Source organism: Salmonella sp. 32082101201600294FB01SM01 (assembly GCF_017572865.1).
Classification (GTDB): domain Bacteria; phylum Pseudomonadota; class Gammaproteobacteria; order Enterobacterales; family Enterobacteriaceae; genus Salmonella; species Salmonella enterica.
The window spans coordinates 1,172,938-1,193,232 of the sequence record NZ_JAGESB010000001.1; the positions used below are offsets into that span (position 1 = coordinate 1,172,938).

The 20,295-nt window shown below is 52.9% G+C and carries 21 protein-coding genes; 8 read left to right on the forward strand and 13 right to left on the reverse strand.

All coding sequences use genetic code 11. The annotated features are described in order from the left end of the window. Positions 1 to 124 precede the first annotated feature (124 nt). The gene (gene ydgH / locus J4645_RS05720; RefSeq protein WP_000769292.1) at positions 125 to 1,069 is read right to left on the reverse strand and encodes a DUF1471 family protein YdgH; all 945 of its coding nucleotides are present in this window, start codon (positions 1,067 to 1,069) and stop codon (positions 125 to 127) included. Between the two features lie 526 nt (positions 1,070 to 1,595). Between ydgH and pntA the strand changes: the two genes are divergently transcribed. Together pntA and pntB are read left to right on the forward strand one after the other, a co-directional pair. After that, positions 1,596 to 3,125: a Re/Si-specific NAD(P)(+) transhydrogenase subunit alpha gene (gene pntA, locus J4645_RS05725; protein WP_001219354.1), complete on the forward strand. Its 1,530-nt coding sequence runs from the start codon at positions 1,596 to 1,598 to the stop codon at positions 3,123 to 3,125. A gap of 10 nt (positions 3,126 to 3,135) precedes the next feature. Then, the gene (gene pntB / locus J4645_RS05730) at positions 3,136 to 4,524 is read left to right on the forward strand and encodes a Re/Si-specific NAD(P)(+) transhydrogenase subunit beta (protein ID WP_000014056.1); all 1,389 of its coding nucleotides are present in this window, start codon (positions 3,136 to 3,138) and stop codon (positions 4,522 to 4,524) included. 174 nt (positions 4,525 to 4,698) lie between these two features. Here pntB and J4645_RS05735 read toward each other — a convergent pair whose 3' ends face one another. Continuing rightward, positions 4,699 to 5,733: an AI-2E family transporter gene (locus J4645_RS05735; RefSeq protein WP_001118268.1), complete on the reverse strand. Its 1,035-nt coding sequence runs from the start codon at positions 5,731 to 5,733 to the stop codon at positions 4,699 to 4,701. 417 nt (positions 5,734 to 6,150) lie between these two features. Between J4645_RS05735 and mdtJ the strand changes: the two genes are divergently transcribed. Together mdtJ and mdtI are read left to right on the forward strand one after the other, a co-directional pair. Next, complete coding sequence (gene mdtJ / locus J4645_RS05740; protein ID WP_000500279.1) at positions 6,151 to 6,513, forward strand: multidrug/spermidine efflux SMR transporter subunit MdtJ; 363 nt, start codon at positions 6,151 to 6,153, stop codon at positions 6,511 to 6,513. Continuing rightward, positions 6,500 to 6,829 (forward strand): multidrug/spermidine efflux SMR transporter subunit MdtI, encoded by a 330-nt coding sequence (mdtI, locus tag J4645_RS05745; RefSeq protein WP_001183821.1) that lies wholly within the window; start codon positions 6,500 to 6,502, stop codon positions 6,827 to 6,829. Before mdtJ ends, mdtI begins: the two co-directional genes overlap by 14 nt. 39 nt (positions 6,830 to 6,868) lie before the next feature. Here mdtI and J4645_RS05750 read toward each other — a convergent pair whose 3' ends face one another. Then, positions 6,869 to 7,690: a serine protease gene (locus J4645_RS05750; protein ID WP_000549638.1), complete on the reverse strand. Its 822-nt coding sequence runs from the start codon at positions 7,688 to 7,690 to the stop codon at positions 6,869 to 6,871. A 268-nt stretch (positions 7,691 to 7,958) separates the two neighbouring features. Further along, positions 7,959 to 8,189 (reverse strand): acid resistance repetitive basic protein Asr, encoded by a 231-nt coding sequence (gene asr, locus J4645_RS05755; protein WP_023214820.1) that lies wholly within the window; start codon positions 8,187 to 8,189, stop codon positions 7,959 to 7,961. A gap of 235 nt (positions 8,190 to 8,424) precedes the next feature. Between asr and J4645_RS22180 the strand changes: the two genes are divergently transcribed. Beyond that, complete coding sequence (locus tag J4645_RS22180) at positions 8,425 to 8,517, forward strand: hypothetical protein (protein ID WP_001068154.1); 93 nt, start codon at positions 8,425 to 8,427, stop codon at positions 8,515 to 8,517. A gap of 66 nt (positions 8,518 to 8,583) precedes the next feature. On the opposite strand, the gene J4645_RS05760 is transcribed toward J4645_RS22180, so the two are convergent. Beyond that, complete coding sequence (locus J4645_RS05760; RefSeq protein ID WP_000091786.1) at positions 8,584 to 9,837, reverse strand: MFS transporter; 1,254 nt, start codon at positions 9,835 to 9,837, stop codon at positions 8,584 to 8,586. Positions 9,838 to 9,956: 119 nt separating this feature from the next. Between J4645_RS05760 and J4645_RS05765 the strand changes: the two genes are divergently transcribed. The 3 genes from J4645_RS05765 to bioD all read left to right on the forward strand — a co-directional run bounded on the left by J4645_RS05765 (position 9,957) and on the right by bioD (position 13,025). Further along, positions 9,957 to 10,856 (forward strand): LysR family transcriptional regulator, encoded by a 900-nt coding sequence (locus tag J4645_RS05765; RefSeq protein ID WP_001019577.1) that lies wholly within the window; start codon positions 9,957 to 9,959, stop codon positions 10,854 to 10,856. A gap of 127 nt (positions 10,857 to 10,983) precedes the next feature. Continuing rightward, positions 10,984 to 12,204, forward strand: a complete 1,221-nt coding sequence (gene mlc / locus J4645_RS05770; protein ID WP_023214821.1) for a sugar metabolism global transcriptional regulator Mlc — start codon at positions 10,984 to 10,986, stop codon at positions 12,202 to 12,204. A 125-nt stretch (positions 12,205 to 12,329) separates the two neighbouring features. After that, positions 12,330 to 13,025, forward strand: coding sequence for a dethiobiotin synthase (bioD, locus tag J4645_RS05775; RefSeq protein WP_023195782.1), 696 nt, complete (start codon positions 12,330 to 12,332; stop codon positions 13,023 to 13,025). Here bioD and clcB read toward each other — a convergent pair. The 8 genes from clcB to dmsB all read right to left on the reverse strand — a co-directional run bounded on the left by clcB (position 12,981) and on the right by dmsB (position 20,290). Further along, on the reverse strand, positions 12,981 to 14,270 hold the full coding sequence (gene clcB / locus J4645_RS05780; protein WP_000554920.1) for a voltage-gated ClC-type chloride channel ClcB: 1,290 nt from the start codon (positions 14,268 to 14,270) through the stop codon (positions 12,981 to 12,983). The genes bioD and clcB overlap by 45 nt on opposite strands. Before the next feature lie 135 nt (positions 14,271 to 14,405). Further along, positions 14,406 to 15,554, reverse strand: coding sequence for an osmoprotectant ABC transporter ATP-binding protein OsmV (osmV, locus tag J4645_RS05785; RefSeq protein ID WP_000593093.1), 1,149 nt, complete (start codon positions 15,552 to 15,554; stop codon positions 14,406 to 14,408). Next, positions 15,554 to 16,201: an osmoprotectant ABC transporter permease OsmW gene (osmW, locus tag J4645_RS05790; RefSeq protein WP_000379677.1), complete on the reverse strand. Its 648-nt coding sequence runs from the start codon at positions 16,199 to 16,201 to the stop codon at positions 15,554 to 15,556. The genes osmV and osmW overlap by 1 nt, the downstream gene beginning before the upstream one ends. Before the next feature lie 9 nt (positions 16,202 to 16,210). After that, positions 16,211 to 17,113, reverse strand: a complete 903-nt coding sequence (osmX, locus tag J4645_RS05795; RefSeq protein ID WP_001211193.1) for an osmoprotectant ABC transporter substrate-binding protein OsmX — start codon at positions 17,111 to 17,113, stop codon at positions 16,211 to 16,213. Positions 17,114 to 17,141: 28 nt separating this feature from the next. Beyond that, on the reverse strand, positions 17,142 to 17,852 hold the full coding sequence (osmY, locus tag J4645_RS05800) for an osmoprotectant ABC transporter permease OsmY (RefSeq protein WP_000557304.1): 711 nt from the start codon (positions 17,850 to 17,852) through the stop codon (positions 17,142 to 17,144). Between the two features lie 304 nt (positions 17,853 to 18,156). After that, entirely contained in the window at positions 18,157 to 18,771 is a 615-nt protein-coding gene (gene dmsD / locus J4645_RS05805; RefSeq protein ID WP_000206571.1) for a Tat proofreading chaperone DmsD, read from the reverse strand. A 42-nt stretch (positions 18,772 to 18,813) separates the two neighbouring features. Next, positions 18,814 to 19,671 carry a dimethyl sulfoxide reductase anchor subunit family protein gene (locus J4645_RS05810; protein ID WP_000534695.1) on the reverse strand — a complete coding sequence of 286 codons (858 nt, stop codon included), beginning with the start codon at positions 19,669 to 19,671 and terminating at the stop codon, positions 18,814 to 18,816. A gap of 1 nt (position 19,672) precedes the next feature. Next, a complete protein-coding gene (gene dmsB / locus J4645_RS05815) occupies positions 19,673 to 20,290 on the reverse strand; it encodes a dimethylsulfoxide reductase iron-sulfur subunit DmsB (protein WP_000213064.1) in 618 nt (205 codons plus the stop codon). Positions 20,291 to 20,295: the final 5 nt, after the last annotated feature.

A 20,295-nucleotide genomic window follows, 5' to 3' on the forward strand; every position in this document is an offset into this window, starting at 1 on the left:
GGAACTGGCATCCCGCGAGAAAGTGCCTGATGGTGGCTTATCAGGCCTGCCGTTGAACGATCGTGTAGGCCTGATAAGGCAGGTATGCCGCCATCCGGCGAGAAGCCTGATGGCGACGCGCGCCTTATTTATAGAGGTCGGCGCTGATGGTGATGTTATTGCCGCGCTCCTGCCACTGACGCGTAATATGATAATACTTAGCGCCTTTCTTCGCCGCGCGTTTGGCGACCTGGTAGGAGATTTCTGTCATATTGCCGTAGTTGCCGGTGAACTTAACGCTGTCGAAAGGCACCATCATCGCAGCCGTCGCTTTATTCAGCTCCTCAACTTTTGTGCCATCCGGAAGTGTGACAGTGTAACGCCCACCTTTGGTGGATTGCGTTTCGAAGAAACGGCCTACTTCGGCGCTCGGCGAGGCTGACGTAGCGACGCCTGGAATTTCGACTTTCTTCGCAGCTTCGCCGCCCTGAGCCAGCGCGGCGCGGCCAGCTTCAGAGTCTGCCGGAATAGCGTCCGGGCTCTGGACGATGCGTTTTTTCGCATCTTGTTTATAGATAAATGCAGTGATGCGCTGGTTTCCGCCCTGATTCGCATCCACCTGACGAACAATATAGAAAGCGTATGCGTCTTTCTGTTTCGCCGCTTTCGTAATGGCATCGTTAACTTCCGGCTGGCTACGGTAGAAGCCCTGAACGGTGACGGTGTCATACGGTTCTAATTGTACGGCCTGGTCTTTCGGTAATTCCACGATGCCATTAATGACACGATTTTTGGGCGCGTCGGCTTTCGGCGCGTCGGCTTTATACACGTCCGCCACAACACGCCAGTTACCACTGTTGCCGAACTCCGAGGTGTCGACAACATAGAAGGAGGCTGCGCCTTCTTTATCTGCGCGGCGGGACACGGCGGAGACCGCATCGCCAATAGCATTAAAACGACCGGTAATAACGATGCGGTCATAAGGTTTTAGTGCAGCCGCTTGCTCCGGCGTCAGTTCTGTTGCTGCATGGACAGAAAAAGCAGCCGCAGAAAGCAGAGCCGACGCCAGGAGAGTGTTCTTAAGCTTCATAAAAATAATCCTTCGCCTTGCGCAAACCAGGTACTGGTATTGTTATTGACTAGAAACGTGGCTGATTATTGCATTTAAACCATATGGATGTCTGCGGGATTTTTCACGCATCGTGTCATGTATCCTATCTTTGATGATAACATTTGCCGATATGTCGAAAAAAACGGCGTCCGGGCGGCTAAGCTAATGAAGCGCATGAATTTAATAAGTTAATTTAATGTTAATTTCTTGATATCGACAGAGGTTTAATGATGTTTTACTGTCAAATTTGAGCGAATTATCAGCCCTCGCAGGCCATTTTCAAGGCATTATGGCTGCTTAGTGGCTGAATCGTTCATGTTTTGCAAATTTGATAAAAAATTCTGTTTTTTGGCGCTAGATCACAGGCGTTATTTTCAGTAGGTTATAGAGAGTTTGTAACGGTTTTATTCTGCAGGGGTAACATTTACCTCAAACGCGGGCAGGCGTACGCTTCTCGCGCTTACTGACAAACCATCATCAAAAATACCGATGGAAGGGAACATTTATGCGAATTGGCATACCAAAAGAGCGGTTACCCAATGAAACCCGTGTCGCTGCGACGCCGAAAACGGTAGAGCAGCTACTGAAGCTGGGGTTTAGCGTCGCTATCGAAAGCGGGGCGGGTCAACTGGCAAGTTTTGACGACAAAGCGTTTGCGCAGGCTGGCGCGGATATTGTAGACGGCAATGCTATCTGGCAGTCGGAAATTATTCTCAAGGTTAATGCGCCTGAAGAAGATGAAATCGCTTTACTGAACCCCGGGACTACGTTGGTCAGTTTTATCTGGCCTGCGCAAAATCCTGGGTTAATGGAGAAACTTGCCGAACGTAAGGTTACGGTGATGGCGATGGACTCCGTGCCGCGTATTTCCCGCGCGCAGTCGCTCGACGCGTTAAGCTCAATGGCGAATATCGCGGGTTATCGCGCCATTGTAGAGGCCGCGCATGAATTTGGACGCTTCTTTACCGGGCAAATCACTGCCGCCGGGAAAGTGCCGCCGGCGAAGGTGATGGTGATTGGCGCGGGCGTAGCCGGTCTTGCGGCTATCGGCGCGGCAAACAGCCTGGGGGCGATTGTCCGCGCGTTTGACACTCGTCCTGAAGTCAAAGAGCAGGTCCAGAGTATGGGGGCTGAGTTCCTCGAACTGGATTTTAAAGAGGAAGCCGGTAGCGGCGATGGTTACGCCAAAGTGATGTCCGAGGCGTTTATCAAAGCGGAAATGGCGCTCTTTGCCGCCCAGGCCAAAGAGGTCGACATCATTGTTACCACCGCGTTGATTCCGGGCAAACCAGCGCCGAAGCTGATTACCCGCGATATGGTCGATTCTATGAAGGCCGGCAGCGTGATTGTCGACCTGGCCGCGCAGAATGGCGGTAACTGCGAATATACCGTCGCCAATCAGGTTGTGACGACGGACAATGGCGTGAAAGTGATTGGCTACACCGATCTACCGGGGCGTTTGCCGACGCAGTCATCCCAGCTTTATGGCACCAACCTGGTTAACCTGCTGAAGCTGCTGTGCAAAGAGAAAGACGGCAATATTGACGTGGATTTTGACGATGTTGTGATCCGTGGCGTGACGGTGATTCGCGACGGCGACATTACCTGGCCTGCGCCGCCAATCCAGGTTTCCGCGCAGCCACAGGCCGCGCCTAAAGCAGCACCTGCGCCAAAAGAGCCGGAAAAGCCCGCTTCACCCTGGCGGAAGTATGCGTTAATGGCGCTGGCGATCATTCTTTTTGGCTGGCTGGCCGATGTCGCGCCAAAAGAGTTCCTCGGCCATTTTACCGTGTTTGCGCTCGCCTGCGTGGTTGGTTATTACGTGGTGTGGAACGTGTCTCATGCGCTTCATACGCCATTAATGTCGGTGACCAACGCAATTTCAGGGATTATTGTTGTCGGGGCATTATTGCAAATTGGTCAGGGCGGCTGGGTCAGCTTCCTGAGCTTTATCGCGGTGCTTATCGCCAGCATTAATATTTTCGGTGGCTTCACCGTGACTCAGCGTATGCTGAAAATGTTCCGGAAAAACTAAGGGGTAACACATGTCTGGAGGATTAGTTACAGCTGCATACATTGTTGCCGCGATCCTGTTTATTTTCAGTCTTGCCGGGCTTTCAAAGCATGAAACGTCCCGCCAGGGGAATAACTTCGGTATTGCCGGGATGGCGATCGCGTTGCTGGCGACCATTTTCGGGCCGGATACCGGCAACGTGGCATGGATTCTGGTCGCCATGATTATTGGCGGCGCGATTGGCATCCGCATGGCGAAAAAAGTTGAGATGACCGAGATGCCGGAGCTGGTCGCGATTCTGCACAGTTTCGTGGGCCTGGCGGCGGTACTGGTTGGCTTTAACAGCTATCTGTACCATGACGCCAGTCTGGCACCGGTGCTGGTGAATATCCATCTGACCGAAGTCTTCCTCGGTATCTTTATTGGCGCAGTCACTTTCACTGGATCGATCGTAGCGTTTGGTAAACTGCGCGGCAAAATCTCTTCTAAGCCGTTGATGTTGCCTAACCGTCACAAAATGAACCTGGCGGCGCTGGTTGTTTCTTTCCTGTTGCTGCTGGTTTTTGTCCGCACCGAAAGCGTGGGTCTACAGGTACTGGCGCTACTGCTGATGACCATTATCGCGCTGGCGTTTGGTTGGCATCTGGTCGCTTCTATCGGCGGGGCGGACATGCCGGTGGTTGTTTCAATGCTGAACTCCTATTCCGGTTGGGCTGCCGCGGCGGCTGGCTTTATGTTAAGCAACGATTTGCTGATTGTGACCGGCGCGCTGGTCGGTTCGTCAGGCGCGATCCTGTCTTACATTATGTGTAAAGCGATGAACCGCTCTTTCATCAGCGTTATTGCCGGTGGGTTCGGTACTGACGGCTCCTCAACAGGCGACGATCAGGAAGCTGGCGAACATCGCGAAATCACAGCGGAAGAGACCGCTGAGATGCTGAAAAACTCCCACTCCGTCATTATTACGCCGGGGTACGGGATGGCGGTGGCGCAGGCGCAGTATCCGGTGGCGGAAATCACCGAAAAACTGCGTGCGCGCGGTATCAACGTGCGTTTCGGCATTCATCCGGTGGCGGGGCGCTTGCCCGGTCATATGAACGTGCTGTTGGCGGAGGCGAAAGTGCCTTATGACATCGTGCTGGAAATGGACGAAATCAATGATGATTTCGCCGATACCGATACCGTGCTGGTGATTGGCGCGAACGATACGGTGAACCCGGCGGCGCAAGACGATCCCCGCAGTCCGATCGCCGGTATGCCGGTTCTCGAAGTGTGGAAAGCACAGAATGTCGTGGTCTTTAAGCGTTCAATGAATACTGGTTATGCTGGTGTGCAGAACCCGCTGTTCTTTAAAGAGAATACGCAAATGCTGTTTGGCGATGCCAAAGCCAGCGTGGATGCAATTCTGAAAGCGCTTTAATCTTTTAAACGTGCGGCGGCCTCTTCGGAGGCCGTTTTTATAAACTTCATCCTTTAAGCTGCCTCTTTGTTGGCTGCGCTCAGAAACCCCGGTCACATCGTTATCTATGCTCCCGGGGATTTCTTCCCTTGCCGCCGCGAGGCATCTTGAATGATTTTGTGTATGTATTGCATTTTATCTTTTGTTTAAATCGCTAAGCAGAACGGCGATACTCTGCCCGCCGGTGGTCTGTTCGAGGGCGATTTTGACAATGATGGTTAACGGAACGGAGAGCAACATGCCCACCGGACCTAATAGCCAGCCCCAGAAAATTAACGACAAAAATACCACTAAGGTTGAAAGGCCTAAACCACGTCCCATGATACGTGGCTCAAGGATATTGCCGAAGACCAGATTAATCAGCAGATAGCCTGCCAGCACCAGCAGCGCATCATAAAACCCGTTAAATACCAGCACCTGAATAATGGGCGGCAGGGCAGCGAGCACCGATCCAATATTAGGGATATAATTCAGCGCGAAGGCCAGTAGACCCCAGACAAAGGCGAAGCGGACATCCAGCGCGGCCAGCATTCCCCATGCGACCAGCCCCGTCACGATACTGATCGCTGTTTTTAACACCAGATAATGGGAAACGCTATCAAGCGCGCGTTGAATTGCCGCCATGCCTTCCACCGGACGGCTCATCATCTGCTGCAGTTTTTCAGGCAATTGTGGAACCTCCAGCAGCATAAATACCACGGTCAATAACAATAAAAAGATGGACGACATGGCATTGGACAGCTGGGTGAGCAGGTTCGTTACCAGAGTCATGGCGGCGTTTGGATCGATATATTTCGCCAGCTCATCAACCGACACGCCAATGCCTGCTCGCTGTAACCACGGTTCAATACGTTGCAACGGTATCACCAATGAGGAGCGATATTGCGGTAGGGTACGAGCCAGTTCATTTAATGATGTCCCCAAATAGGCCAGTAGCAGTACCATTAACATAACAATAATCACAATGAGCAATGATACGGCGATAACGCGCGGAATTCGGCATCGGGTCATCCGTTGCACAACGGGATTGAGAACGACTGCAATAAATAACGCCAAAATAAAGGGAACAATGATATCTGCGGCGAAGCGGATACCGCTCAGAATAACCACCAGCATTCCCAGCATAATGACGATTTTTAGACCATTGAGCGTGATGATCGGTTTTGCCATATCAGTCCCTGTTTTCTGATGCCGACACGAATAATAATGTGATGTCGGTCGACCTGTTCTGGTTAAAATCAAACACTTCAGGTAAAGAAGTGAAAATATTTTGAGTTAATTCCTGGCTTATGATACAAATCAGGCGTGTTCAACTACCGAGGACAATTATCATCCGCGATGACGAGAAGCAACACTGCGGATAATTGTAATATTATGGACAATATGTTCAGCGCTTTTTTCTCCACGCAAACGCATCTTCACTCTACCTCCTTTTTCCTGCTTATCGGCGAGCAGCACTGGCGTAACGCACTTTAGTCTCTCACTTCTGCCTGAGCTGGCGCAACGCGCTGTGCTAACTGATTTTATTTTTTAGTTTGCTGCGTGCAGCAGACTCGAAAGAGTATATTCTCATGCAGGAGAAGTGTCATGTTTTACTGGATTTTATTAGCTCTGGCTATCGCGACTGAAATTACCGGCACGCTCTCAATGAAATGGGCTAGCGTGGGTAATGGCAATGCGGGTTTTATTTTAATGCTGGTGATGATCACGCTGTCATATATATTCCTTTCTTTTGCGGTAAAAAAGATTGCCCTGGGTGTAGCGTATGCCTTATGGGAAGGGATCGGCATTTTATTTATTACCATTTTTAGCGTGCTGCTATTTGATGAAGCATTATCAACCATGAAGATTGCCGGCTTGCTGACGCTGGTCGCCGGCATCGTATTGATCAAATCAGGGACGCGTAAACCCGGCAAACCGGTGAAGGGGGCGGCTCGTGCAACAATTTGAATGGATACACGGCGCCTGGCTTGGGCTGGCAATAATGCTGGAAATCGCGGCTAACGTACTGTTGAAATTTTCGGACGGCTTTCGCCGTAAATGCTATGGCATCTTATCGCTTGCCGCTGTTCTGGCCGCCTTCAGCGCGCTTTCCCAGGCGGTTAAAGGGATAGACCTGTCGGTGGCGTATGCATTATGGGGCGGTTTTGGTATTGCCGCCACGTTGGCGGCGGGCTGGGTGCTCTTCGGTCAGCGCTTAAACCCCAAAGGCTGGGTTGGCGTGATATTGCTGCTCGCCGGAATGGTCATGATCAAATTTGCCTGAGACGATCGCTGCCTGTCGATTCAGGCAGCGATTCCCGCATTAATCCTGCGCCAGAGCTTTCAGCTTATCGCGAAAGCCGGTGACGGATATAGCGCGGTTATCGGCGCGCCAGCGATCTTTAGCCGCAGGGGCGGAGCTTTGTACGCCAATAAGCTGCCATCCGCTATCCGTGTGCAATAAGAGCGGCGAGCCGCTGTCGCCAGGTAACGTGTCGCACTGGTGTGAGAGTACGGCATTCTGCGCCCAGCCGGTCACGACGCAATCCTGATGGGAATAAAGCGCATTCAGATGATCTTCCGGATAACCGGACTGCGTGACTTTTCGGTCTGCGGCTTTCAACGCCGCAGTGAGCGCCGCTTTATCGCCGGTAAATAAAGGCACTGGCGTGATACCGGAAGGTGGGTAGCGCAATATTACCAGACCAAAATCCCAGCTTGCCGCGGCAGGCGGCACAATCCAGCCATCGCCATCCGCCTTCAGGCGTCGGCCCAGCGACGGTTCAACGCGGCCTTCGATGCCGTGGATTTCATAGCGCCATACTCCTTTTCGCGCCACAAAACGCAGCGCAACCGCCTTGTCTGGTTTTCCTTTCGGTGGCGTTAGCAGGCAGTGACCTGCTGTCAGGGCGATATGCGGGGAGATAAGCGTTGCCGTACACAAATTACCGCTGGCGGTCTCTAGTTGCCCGATGGCATCCCACGGCGATTGGGTAGGATCGGCGACGGGCACCCGATCGTCATGGTTAAAAAAAAGCGTTTTAACGTCGCTGGCATCCGTGGCGTCTGTTTCAGCCTCCCCGGCTTTCGCCATAACCGGTAAAAAACACACTATGCCCAGTAATACAGCAATGGTTTTATGCATATCACACTCTGGTGGGTAATTATGATTATTAACAACAAACCCTCAGTACTACTATAGACGTGACGGTAAGAAAGTGGGAGTAAAATCAGATAACTACACTCAGGAAAGATAGAAATGCGTGGCAATAACGGCGCATAAAATAAGCACGATAAGAATGAGCTCAAAGCGGTAGCGAGACACTTTTTTGCCCTCCCGGAAGGCGGCGCTAAACCAGAACAATTTAGCGCCGTAAAAACGGGCGCGGGGGCGCGCCGCAGCATGTTACGACTTACGCAGCCGGTTGAGTAGTTGGTTTTGACGTGGTTTTGGCTGGCGCTTTACCACCTTTTTTCTGGTGCTTTTTAGCCGCCTGCGCTTTTTGCTCAACGGTTTTCTTATGCTGCTTTTTGTGGTGCTGGGTGGTCTGGGTTGTTTTGGCAGGCGTTGCAGTCTCAGCCGCGAATGCTGCGGAAGAGAGACCCATTGCAGCGGCAACAACCAGAGCTAATACTTTTTTCATTTTGATACCCTCGATTTGGTTTTCATTCAACCCCACTGCGGGGCCGGTGAAATGACTATATCGCTGTTATCAAAAGGCTTCCGTGAGTGATTGGTTTCGGCATGTAACGCTATGTACAATCCCCCGGTAACGCGATGTCAGCCCCCACCATAATAGGTAGCTTTACGTTACCGGCCGTTATTTTTGGTCGCAGAGTCGGTAATATTCGCTCTCCAGAATAACAAGTACACCGTATATGAATCCGATAATCTGGGTGGTATTTACGCTTCTGGCGCTGGATGCAATCAGAGAAGTCATGGGAGTATCAAGCTTGACAGGTCTGTGGTAAACAGTGAGTCGTGGCGTGAAACCAGCCCGGCGATAGCGCACGTTGCTATCGCCGGATTATTTCTTTTCAGGCGTGAAGACGATGATGTAACCGCGTCCCGACCAGGATGGCCAGCACCAGCATTAGCGCGATAAAACCGCCTACGCCGTTCCAGCCGTAACTATGCCAGAATACGCCGCCTAGCGTCCCGGCGATACTGGACCCCAGATAATAGCTGAAAAGATAAAGTGACGAGGCCTGTCCCTTCGCCCGGCGCGCACGCGGGCCAATCCAACTACTGGCCACGGAGTGCGCGGCGAAAAAGCCGGCGGAAAAAAGCAGCATTCCGGCAAAAATCAGCCAAAGCGAGGTAAAAAGTGTCAGTAAAAGCCCGCCCAGCATTACTGCGATAGAGAACAGCATCACCGGCCCCCGGCCATAGCGTGAGGTCATTGCGCCAGCTTTCGGCGAGCTCCATGTGCCGGTGAGATAGGCTACGGATAACAGTCCGACCACGGCCTGGCTTAATTCCCAGGGGGAGAGCATCAGGCGATAGCCAATGTAGTTAAACAGGGTGACGAACGCGCCCATCAGTAAAAAGCCTTCCGCAAACAGCAGAGGTAACCCCCGATCGCGCCAGTGGAGACGGAAATTAATAAATAGCGTTTTAGGCCGTAGCGACGTGGGACGGAAATGTTGTGAGGCGGGTAAAATCTTCCAGAACATCAGCGCGGACGCCAGCGCAAAGCATCCGATGGCCGCCAGCGCGATGCGCCAGTTAAAAAAGTCGGTCATGACGCCGCTTAATAAACGCCCGCTCATCCCGCCGATGGAATTACCGCTAATATAGAGCCCCATGGAGAAAGCGACAAAGCTGGGATGGATTTCTTCGCTCAGGTAGGTCATTCCCACCGCGGCGACGCCGCTTAACGATAGACCGATCAGCGCACGCATAATCAGAATACCATGCCAGCTGGTCATCATGGTTGATAACAATGTGCAGCAGGAGGCTAATAACAAGGCGGTGACCATCACCGGTTTACGGCCTATCGCATCAGAAAGCGGGCCAGTAAAAAGTAAGCCGATAGCCAGCATGGCGGTAGAAATAGAAAGTGAAACGCTGCTGCTGGCGGGGGAGACGCCAAACTCCTGGGAAAGTACCGGTAGTATAGGCTGAACGCAATAAAGGAGCGCGAAAGTCGCCAGGCCCGCGGAAAAAAGGGCCAGCGTGACGCGCATGAAAGGCGCTGTACCGCGTTTAATAAATTGAACCGGCTGAGAATGGCATTGTTCATCGATATCGCTCGCCGTGGCGTCATCGAGAATAGTTGTACGACTCACGTTAAATCCTTGCTTTACATCTCCGTCAACAGGAGACGGGTATAACCGACATGTAAAGCATAGAAAAAGCAAAATATTCTGTCTAATATATTAATTGTCTCAAATAAGACGTTAAAAATATGAATATCGAATTACGTCATTTACGTTACTTTGTGGCAGTAGCAGAAGAGCTGCATTTTGGTCGCGCCGCCGCGCGCCTCAATATCTCGCAGCCGCCGCTGAGTCAGCAGATACAAATTCTGGAGCAGCAGGTCGGCGCGCGATTACTGGCGCGGACCAACCGCAGCGTAGCGTTAACCGCCGCCGGGCGACAGTTTCTGGTGGATAGCCGACACATCCTGAGTCTGGTAAACGACGCCGCCGCTCGCGCCGAGCGGTTGCATCAGGGCGAAGCGGGAGAAATCCGTATTGGCTTTACGTCTTCAGCGCCTTTTATTCGGGCGGTATCGCATACCTTTTCGCTGTTCCGCCAGTCCTATCCGGGGGTGCATATGCAAACGCGTGAAATGAATACGCGTGAGCAAATCGCGCCGCTCAACGAAGGCGTACTGGATATTGGCTTGCTGCGGAATACGCCGCTGCCCGACACACTTAATCGCGAGGTGATTTTGCATGAGCCGCTTATGGCCATGATCCCGCGCGAACATCGGCTGGCGCAAAAGCCGGTCGTCAGTCTGACAGAACTGGCGGAAGAACCTTTCGTCTTTTTCGATCCGCATGTCGGGACGGGCCTCTACGACGATATTCTCGGCCTGATGCGGCGCTATAACCTGTCGCCGACCATCACGCAGGAGGTTGGCGAGGCAATGACCATTATCGGTCTGGTGGCGGCGGGACTGGGTGTCTCGATTCTGCCGGCATCCTTTAAGCGTGTACAGATGAGCGAGATGCGCTGGGTTCCCCTGGCAGAAGAGGACGCCGTATCTGAAATGTGGCTGGTATGGCCAAAGCATCATGAACAGAGTCATGCCGTACAGCGGTTTTGCCAACTGCTATTACTGGCTGCCCGACGGGATTAATTACGCTTTAAAAGGGTGAAAATGTGCAGTTAATCACACGGCTAAGCAAAAAGTTGACGGCGAGTATTGAAGTGTTTCACCATAGCACACAGATTATTTCGGAGCGCGAAAATAAAGGGAGTGAGCGGTGGTTGCTGATAGTCAGCCTGGGCATATCGATCAAATTAAGCAGACCAATGCTGGCGCAGTGTATCGCCTGATTGATCAGCTCGGACCGGTATCGCGAATTGACCTGTCTCGTCTGGCGCAGTTGGCGCCTGCCAGTATTACGAAAATTGTTCGCGAAATGCTGGAAGCGCATTTGGTTCAGGAACTTGAAATTAAAGAGGCGGGCAGTCGTGGACGTCCCGCCGTCGGGCTGATGGTGGAAACGGAAGCCTGGCACTATTTATCTATTCGTATTAGCCGTGGCGAAATTTTCCTTGCGCTACGCGATCTTAGCAGCAAACTGGTGGTAGAAGAGTGTCTGCCGCTGCCGTTAACCGAAGCCATTCCGTTGCTTGAGCGAATTATTACGCACGTTGATCGGTTTTTTACCCGCCATCAGCAGAAACTGGAGCGTCTGACCTCCATTGCCATTACGTTACCGGGCATTATCGATACCGAAAACGGCGTTGTGCACCGGATGCCGTATTACGAAGATGTCAAAGAGATGCCTTTGGGAGATGCGCTGGAGCGGCACACCGGCGTACCGGTTTACATTCAGCATGATATTAGCGCCTGGACGATGGCAGAGGCGCTTTTTGGCGCCTCACGCGGCGCGCGCGACGTTATCCAGGTGGTGATTGATCATAATGTGGGGGCGGGCGTTATCACCGACGGTCATTTGCTTCATGCGGGCAGTAGCAGTCTGGTAGAGATTGGGCATACCCAGGTCGATCCTTATGGTAAGCGCTGTTATTGCGGTAATCATGGCTGTCTGGAGACCATCGCCAGCGTCGATAGCGTGCTGGAACTTACGCAGCTTCGGCTTAATCAGTCGATGAGTTCAATGTTGCACGGCCAGCCGTTAACGGTAGATTCACTGTGTCAGGCGGCGATGCAGGGAGATCTATTAGCAAAAGATATTATTAGCGGCGTTGGCGCGCATGTCGGACGCATTCTGGCTATCATGGTGAATTTATTTAATCCGCAAAAAATTCTTATTGGTTCGCCGCTAAGTAAAGCGGCTGATATCCTTTTTCCGGCCATTGCTGACAGTATCCGTCAGCAGGCGCTGCCTGCCTACAGCAGGAACACGGTTGTGGAAAGCACGCAGTTTACCAACCAGGGCACGATGGCCGGGGCGGCGTTGGTAAAAGACGCGATGTATAACGGCTCTTTGTTGATTCGTCTATTACAGGGTTAACATTTTTTAACTGTTGTACAAAAATTTGCGCTAACTCAAGCTGATTGCCCTTGCCATATCTTAGACTTTCTCCACTGTATTATTTTCCTGGCTTATATTTTCGAAGCATAACGGTGGAGTTAGTGATGCTGAAGCGTTTCTTTATTACAGGTACAGACACTTCTGTTGGGAAGACGGTGGTTTCCCGCGCATTACTACAAGCGTTAGCGTCGGGTGGTAAGAGCGTTGCAGGGTATAAACCTGTCGCTAAAGGGAGCAAAGAGACTGCAGAAGGGATGCGCAACAAAGATGCGCTGGTATTGCAAAGCGTCTCTTCGCTGGAGTTGCCGTATGAGGCGATTAATCCGATCGCGTTAAGCGAAGAAGAAAGCAGCGTCGCGCATAGCTGTCCTATAAATTACACCTTGCTGTCCAACGGTCTGGCGAACCTGAGCGATAAAGTGGACCACGTGGTTGTGGAGGGCACTGGCGGCTGGCGTAGTTTGATGAATGATTTACGTCCATTGTCCGAATGGGTGGTACAGGAACAGTTACCGGTATTGATGGTGGTAGGGATTCAGGAGGGGTGCATTAATCATGCGCTACTGACTGCGCAAGCTGTCGCTAACGATGGACTGCCATTAATTGGCTGGGTGGCGAATCGTATCAATCCTGGGCTGGCGCATTATGCTGAAATTATTGATGTGCTTGGGAAAAAACTGCCAGCGCCGCTGATTGGCGAGTTGCCGTACCTGCCGCGCGCCGAGCAGCGTGAGCTGGGGCAGTATATTCGTTTGTCAATGCTCGGCAGCGTGCTGGCGGTAGATAGAATCATGGCGTAACGTTCGCGAGAGCACTGACGCGACTACACAGGCAATCAGCAGACCGGGGAGTAACTGATACTCGCCGGTCATTTCACAAATCATCAGGGTGGACATTATCGGCGCATGGGTTGTCGCCGCCAGTAGCGTCGCCATACCCGCCAGCCCCAATAAAATTGCTATTTCATCCGAGCCTGGCAGCCAGAATCCCCATATCCGACCCAGAAACATTCCAATTGATAATCCGACAAATAATGTTGGCGTAAAGACGCCGCCCGGCGCGCCAGACCCGCTGCTGGCGAGCACCGCCAGGATTTTGCACACAAAAATTCCGCCAATCAGCGAGAATAGCGGCGGAGAGAGCAAAAATGATTGTACGACGCTATAGCCGTTTCCCCATACCGTGGGCGTGAGTAACGACAGTAATCCGACAATAAGCCCGCCCAGCGCCAGTTGCCAGGGCGGGGACAATTTTAAGCGTAAGAAACTATTATGGCTGGCCGTCATCAGCCACATCAGCAATGGGCCGCACAGACCGGCGACCAGACCGGTACTGACTATCATGACGTACTCCCGCGCGTGGAGATCAACGGTCAGATGTACGGTATAGAGTAGTGAATCGCTACCGTTTAATACATGGGTGGTTAGCAGGGCGACGACGGCGGAAACGACAACCGGGCCGAGGGAAGCCAGCATTAAGGTACCGAACAGGATTTCCGCGATAAACAGGCTGCCCGCCAGCGGCGCATGGTAAGCGCCCGCCATGCCCGCAGCGGCGCCGCTGGCGATCCATAATTTCCATTCCTCACGCGGCGTGAAGCGTCTGGCAAAGCTGGATGCCGCCAGCGAGGCGAGGAGGATCATTGCGCCTTCGCGACCAATTGCGCTGCCGCTGACCACGACCAGCAGCGAGGCCAGCGATTTCACCAGACTGGCGCCAACGTCAAATTGCCCGTCGGTTTGCAATGCTTCCATATAGTCAGTGGGCGCATGGGGGCGCTGTTGGTTCATTTTTTGCCACCCCCACAGCAACAGGCCAGCGGCCAGGCCGCCAAGCGCCGGCGTAATCAGCCGTCGCCAGGGCGAAAGCCCCTCAGCCGCATTCACCAGACTGCCGGTGTCATTACTCAGGAAAATCCACTCCAGCAATTGCATCGCATGACGGAAGGCGGCGACAGCCAGCGCCGCGAGAATACCGATGAGCGTAGCGATCAGCAGGCGACGAAACATCGTGCGCAGATCCGGGTAAGCGTGTAAACGATGCATGAGCGGGTAAACAGGGAGTTTCAGGATAGCCTATTCTGCGGGGAAATGGCGTCAGACGCAAAAGCACTATGTGCGATATAATATTGCGTACAATAATGATACTGCCGGATAGCGAGACGCCATCCGGCGGCAACGTTAGCTGCTTTCGTGAATATTTAGCGCCCGACGCGTGCGGCCTGAGCTGAGATAGTCGGCGATGTAATCCTGAGAGATTTCACCGTTATAGCGCCCGTCTTCATCAACGATCGGCATCCAGCTGGTATTACTTTCGTACAATCTGGACAGCACAATACGCAGATTATCTTCCGCTTTGCCCGTAATACGGAAAGGATGGGTGATATCGGCGCAGATTCCGCTGGCGTTCCGCGCTTCCCGGCGCTTCACAAATCCCAGTGGCTTACCGTCGTTGTCAATGACGGTAATGGCGCGAATATCGTGATCATCCATAATGCCGAACGCCTCGCTTAACGGCGTGGAAGGCCGCGCGGTAATGGTTGGCTGTTGGTCGGTAACATCGCCTGCGGAGACCAGTAGCAAACGCTTTAACGTTCTGTCCTGACCGACAAACGACCCGACAAACTCGTTAGCCGGTTTGGCCAGCAGTTCATCAGGACTGGCGCACTGTACAATTCGCCCCTGACGGAACACGGCGATACGGTCGCCGAGTTTTAGCGCTTCGTCGATATCATGGCTGACCAGCATCACGGTCTTTTTTAGCTTACGCTGCATATCCAGAAACTGGTTCTGGATCACTTCGCGGTTAATTGGGTCCACCGCGCCGAAGGGCTCATCCATCAGCAGTACCGGCGGATCGGCGGCCAGAGCGCGGATCACGCCAATACGCTGTTGCTGTCCCCCGGACATCTCTTTTGGATAGCGATGCAGAAATTTTCTGGCATCCAGCGCCACCATGTCCATCAACTCTTCGGCGCGTTGCTTGCAGCGTGCTTTGTCCCAACCCAACATGCGCGGCACAACGGTAATATTTTCTTCAATCGTCATATTAGGAAACAGGCCGATTTGTTGGATAACATACCCAATATTGCGGCGTAGCGTTACCGTATCCATATCGTTGGTATTCTCGCCGTTGATAAGAATATTACCGCTGCTGGGCGCGATCAGCCGGTTGATCATCTTTAACGTGGTGGTTTTGCCGCAGCCGGAGGGACCGAGTAAGACGCACATTTCGCCTTCCGGCACATTCAGGTTGACGTTGTCGACGGCTTTTAGCGGCTGACCCTTTTTCTGTACAAATTGTTTGGTGAGATTTTCCAGTTTTATCATTATCGTATCCCCTTAGGTGTCAGTACGACTTGCAGACGATGCAACAGCCAGTCAAGTACAATTGCCAGTAGACAGATCATCAGCGCGCCGGCAATTAACATGCGAATATCGCTGCCGCTAATGCCGTTTAACAGTAGCAGCCCCAGACCGCCGGCGCCGATCACCGCGGCAATCGCCATCACGCCGATATTCATCACTACCGCGGTGCGGATACCCCCGAAAATAACCGGTAGGGCCATTGGGATTTCGACCCAGCGCAGCCGTTGCCAGAAAGTCATACCGATGCCGCGTCCCGCTTCACGCAGACCGGGCGGCAAACTATCAAGCGCAGTATGGGTATTACGGACAATCGGCAGTAAAGAGTAGAGAAAAACAGCCGTCACGGCGGGCAGAACGCCAATACCATGTCCGATTAGCGAAAAGAGCGGGATCATTAACCCAAACAGCGCGATAGACGGAATGGTAAGAAGTAGCGTAGCTGCGCCCAATACCGGCGTTGCCAGCCATTTGTGGCGTACAATCAAAACGCCTAACGGTACGCCGATGATAATCGCCAGACCGACGGCCAGCGCGACCAGCCAGAGATGCTGAAAGGTAAGGCTGGCGAGATAGCCTGCGTTATCCAGCATATAATGTATCGTATCCATAGGCGCTCCTTACAGCAGACCTTTGTCCTGCAAAAATTGATGGGCTACCTGTTGCGGCGTGCGATGCTCGATATCGACCTGAGCGTTTAGGGTCGATATCACATCGTTATTGAGCAGGCCGGAAAGGGTGTTTAAGGCGTCATCAAGGCCAGGATTGGCTTCCAGCACCTCTTTACGCACCACGGGCGTGACAGCGTAACTTGGAAAGAAGCCTTTATCATCTTCCAACACTTTCAGATCAAACCCTTTCACCCGTCCGTCGGTGGTATAGACCAGCCCGGCGTCAACCAGCCCATCCCGAACGGCGTTATAGACCAGCCCTGGATCCATCTGTCGTATTTGCGGGCGATCGAGCTGCATCTGGTAGGCTTGCTGAAGGGGCTTCATCCCGTCGCTGCGCCCGGCAAATTCCAGATCGAGACCGAGCATCCAGTTGTGGTCAGGATCGTTCTGCCGGACCTGTTCGATTTTTGCCACCATTTGCGAGATGGTGGTGATATTTTCCGACTCGGCGCGTTTGCGCTGCATCGCGAACGCGTAAGTATTGTTCATGTCAGCCGGTTTGAGCCATACCAGGCCCAGCTTCGCATCCAGGCGTTTTACCGTGTCGTAGGTTTCCTGTGGACTCATGCGCTTATCGATACGGTTGAAAATAATCAGCGATGTACCGGTGTATTCCCAGGTAATATCAATTTGTTTATTCACCATCGCATTACGTGAAATCACCGCGGCGATATTGGTTTGCGGCTGAACCTGAAAGCCTTTCTTCTGCAAATACTGAACGGTCATAGCGGAAAGAATATGCTGCTCGGTAAAGCTTTTGGTGGCGAGAACCAGCGGCGCGGCCTGCGTCTGGCTACTGAACAACAGCGTTGCGGCAAGCCATCCCAACAGGTGTTTTTTGAATCTCATTTAACGCTCCTTATTGTTATTTATGCGTTCAGACGGTATGAGGGCTAAGGCGTCGCCCAAACCAGGCAAGCAGAGTGTCAAGAATCAGCGCGAATAATGCCGTGGCCGTTGCGCCGAGGATCAACGTCGGAAAATCGTTGAGATAAATCCCCGGGAAAATCAGCTCGCCGTAGCTGCTGGCGCCGATCAGAAAGGCCAGCGGCGCGGTGCCGACATTGATGGCGGTCGCGATGCGAATACCGGACAACATCACTGGCCACGCATTAGGTAGCTCTACCTGGCGAAGCCGCTGCCATTTTGTCATCCCAATCCCGTTCGCCGCTTCAATCAGTGAGGCGGGAACGGAACAGAGGCCCGCATAGGTATTGCGGACGATAGGCAGAAGAGAAGCCAGAAATAGCGCGACAATGGCGGGCGTATCGCCGATCCCGATAATCACCATCGCTAAGGCCAGGACGGCCAGTGGCGGCAAGGTATTACCAACATTAAAGATTTGCATGACATATTCAGCAAATCCTTTTGCCGCAGGACGGCTGAGTAAAATCCCACTCGGGATACCGACCAGTAAAGCAAAAAACATGGACGTAAAGACCAGCATCAAATGCCGTTGTCCGAGATACAGCAGATCGACCTGACGCGCTTTCAGCGTCTCCAGACCGATTCCCCAGATAAACAGCGCCAGTAACAGCAAAATGACGATAGTGAACCCAAGTACGCGTTTTAGGGTGAGGGTGTGCATTGCGGTGTGTCTCCCTGTTTGCATGTGTTATGGCGACGTTAAGAGTCGCGTGTTGTTATGCCATGTTCCGGCAGGGTGCTTTGAGCTATAGCAACAGGTTGGGAAGGATTCCAGCGGAGCGTGATGTTTAACACTGTTAAACATCTATTAACAATTATGTTTTGCCCTTATGCGGCTTCGCGTGAACATTCACGATAAAGAATTATCTTAAAAATAGAAACGTAGTGTGACGTTGTCACTTTTTGTAGATAAAAATAGGCCGCAATGGGAGAAAAGGCAGGTAAAATCCTGCCTTTTGTGGGGATTAACGGAATAACGGTTTTACAGCGACGGGAATAATGAGTTGAGCTTGCCATTGCGCCAGAGTCAGACGCGCCAGTTGCCCCAACGCCTGATAAAACGGATGCCCGGCATGATCGATAAATACGTCCAGAAAGCGGGACGACCACGGAAACAGATGCCAGGCCAGGAGTTGTTCGCATTCATGATGACGGTCGTTCTCGGCAAGCCAGGCCGCCAGCAGCAACAGCGACCCAAAATGATCTTCTGGCTCGTTTTGTTGCATTTCAAACTGAATCCCGTTTTCGCGCATCCACTGACGTAGCGCCAATGTAGAATCGCCAAATAATACGCTCTCACGATCCAGCCAGACGGAACCCCACGGCGGAGACGGCAGAGCGTAAGGGCCGATAAACAGACGCTGCCAGGCCTGTGGCAACGACTCTTCGCTGTGGGTCTTAAACATAGCCGCCACAGGCGCAAGCGCCTCGGCATCAAGCGGCCACTGCGCCTGCCAGTCGTCGGTTAATAGCGCCTGAACCAGAGGAGCGGTTTCGTGGCTTTCCGGCGAATAATAAAACAACGCGCCAAGAACACGCGCCGTTACTGAAAAATCATCACGTTGTAAAAAAGTGGTCATTCAAACAATCCCGAAAGGTGCGGGTCGCCCCGCACGCATAAATTAACCTGCGACGGCCATACCTACGGTCATATGCAGGCCATAAAAAAGTCCGCGGCCAATAATTTCGCCTGCCAGCACCAGCACGACACCGAGCAGCAAACCAACGGTATGCGGTTCGCGGCGACGGATTAGCGGACATAGCCAGCAGCCTAATCCGGCAGCAAGCAAGACAATGCGCCAGACCTGTAGCATACCGTAATCCGGTGCGAGATGGCTGGCCTGTTGCACGGAACTGTGAATGGTTGAGAGAGACAGCCCTTGTAGTACGATGACCGCCACGCACACCACCAACGCCAGGCCGCTAATACTGGCAAACGTCACGCTGCAAAATGGGACGCGCGCGATGCGTAGCAGTAGCGCCGCAAACACCGGGCCGCACAGGAATGCCGTGAGGAAAAAGGCCAGCGTGGTGTAGCCATTATACCAGGTTGGCACGGTATCTATCTGATAAACGAGCGTCATTGCCCAGATGAATGCAATGCCGAGCGCCATACTGACCAGCAGCCACACTTTACCCAGCGCCGGGGGCATTTTACCGAGTACCGCCACCAGCCACCAGATGCCGCCTACGGCAAAGAACACCGATCCTGCGGCGATTTCATTACTCAGAGCGGAAGCGCCTACGCGGTTAAGCGAGTTAAACGCGCGCATCGGCGAGCCGAGATGCATAATCGACGCGAGGAATCCCAGTCCCATCACCAGCCACAGAAAAAACATGCTGCGCACGATGCGCTGACGGGCGATGGTATCGTCTTTTGCCGTCAGCCAGCCCAGTCCGCTAACGATTAACGCACCGACCACGCACTGACCAAAGACCGTGAAGATCATCAACGGCCATTCATGCCATCCACTTCCCATCTTATACCTCCTTCGGATTGGCCAGATAACCGGTAGTGTCCCCGGTCGGGCGGCTGTTGGCGTTGGGTTTAATCACAATATTCGGCTTCGTGAAATGCGCGCGCGGCAGCGGCGCGACGGCAGCCAGCTCACCGTGTTTTTTGCGCAGTTCGTCTATCGGGCCGAAATCCAGCGCCCGCAGCGGACAGGATTCGACGCAGATCGGTTTCTTGCCGTCAGCGACACGGTCATAACAGCCGTCGCACTTGGTCATATGACCTTTGGCCGCGTTGTACTGCGGCGCGCCGTACGGGCAGGCCATGTGGCAGTAGCGGCAGCCGATACAGACCTCTTCATTCACCACCACAAAACCGTCATCGCGCTTGTGCATCGCGCCGCTCGGGCAGACTTTGGTACAGGCCGGGTCTTCGCAGTGGTTACAGGAGATGGAGAGATAGTAGGCAAAGACGTTCTGGTGCCAGACGCCGTTATCTTCCTGCCAGTCGCCACCTGCGTATTCATATATCCGCCGGAAACTGACGTCGGGAGTGAGATCTTTGTAGTCCTTGCAGGCCAGTTCGCAGGTTTTGCAACCGGTGCAACGGCTGGAATCAATAAAAAATCCATACTGGGTTGTCATGGGTT

Bases quoted from the DNA above. Each gene is read 5' to 3' on its own strand.
- ydgH (WP_000769292.1), bottom strand. From the start codon at position 1,069: ATGAAGCTTAAGAACACTCTCCTGGCGTCGGCTCTGCTTTCTGCGGCT.
- pntA (WP_001219354.1), top strand. From the start codon at position 1,596: ATGCGAATTGGCATACCAAAAGAGCGGTTACCCAATGAAACCCGTGTC.
- pntB (WP_000014056.1), top strand. From the start codon at position 3,136: ATGTCTGGAGGATTAGTTACAGCTGCATACATTGTTGCCGCGATCCTG.
- J4645_RS05735 (WP_001118268.1), bottom strand. From the start codon at position 5,733: ATGGCAAAACCGATCATCACGCTCAATGGTCTAAAAATCGTCATTATG.
- mdtJ (WP_000500279.1), top strand. From the start codon at position 6,151: ATGTTTTACTGGATTTTATTAGCTCTGGCTATCGCGACTGAAATTACC.
- J4645_RS05750 (WP_000549638.1), bottom strand. From the start codon at position 7,690: ATGCATAAAACCATTGCTGTATTACTGGGCATAGTGTGTTTTTTACCG.
- asr (WP_023214820.1), bottom strand. From the start codon at position 8,189: ATGAAAAAAGTATTAGCTCTGGTTGTTGCCGCTGCAATGGGTCTCTCT.
- J4645_RS22180 (WP_001068154.1), top strand. From the start codon at position 8,425: ATGAATCCGATAATCTGGGTGGTATTTACGCTTCTGGCGCTGGATGCA.
- J4645_RS05765 (WP_001019577.1), top strand. From the start codon at position 9,957: ATGAATATCGAATTACGTCATTTACGTTACTTTGTGGCAGTAGCAGAA.
- bioD (WP_023195782.1), top strand. From the start codon at position 12,330: ATGCTGAAGCGTTTCTTTATTACAGGTACAGACACTTCTGTTGGGAAG.
- clcB (WP_000554920.1), bottom strand. From the start codon at position 14,270: ATGCATCGTTTACACGCTTACCCGGATCTGCGCACGATGTTTCGTCGC.
- osmV (WP_000593093.1), bottom strand. From the start codon at position 15,554: ATGATAAAACTGGAAAATCTCACCAAACAATTTGTACAGAAAAAGGGT.
- osmW (WP_000379677.1), bottom strand. From the start codon at position 16,201: ATGGATACGATACATTATATGCTGGATAACGCAGGCTATCTCGCCAGC.
- osmX (WP_001211193.1), bottom strand. From the start codon at position 17,113: ATGAGATTCAAAAAACACCTGTTGGGATGGCTTGCCGCAACGCTGTTG.
- osmY (WP_000557304.1), bottom strand. From the start codon at position 17,852: ATGCACACCCTCACCCTAAAACGCGTACTTGGGTTCACTATCGTCATT.
- dmsD (WP_000206571.1), bottom strand. From the start codon at position 18,771: ATGACCACTTTTTTACAACGTGATGATTTTTCAGTAACGGCGCGTGTT.
- J4645_RS05810 (WP_000534695.1), bottom strand. From the start codon at position 19,671: ATGGGAAGTGGATGGCATGAATGGCCGTTGATGATCTTCACGGTCTTT.
- dmsB (WP_000213064.1), bottom strand. From the start codon at position 20,290: ATGACAACCCAGTATGGATTTTTTATTGATTCCAGCCGTTGCACCGGT.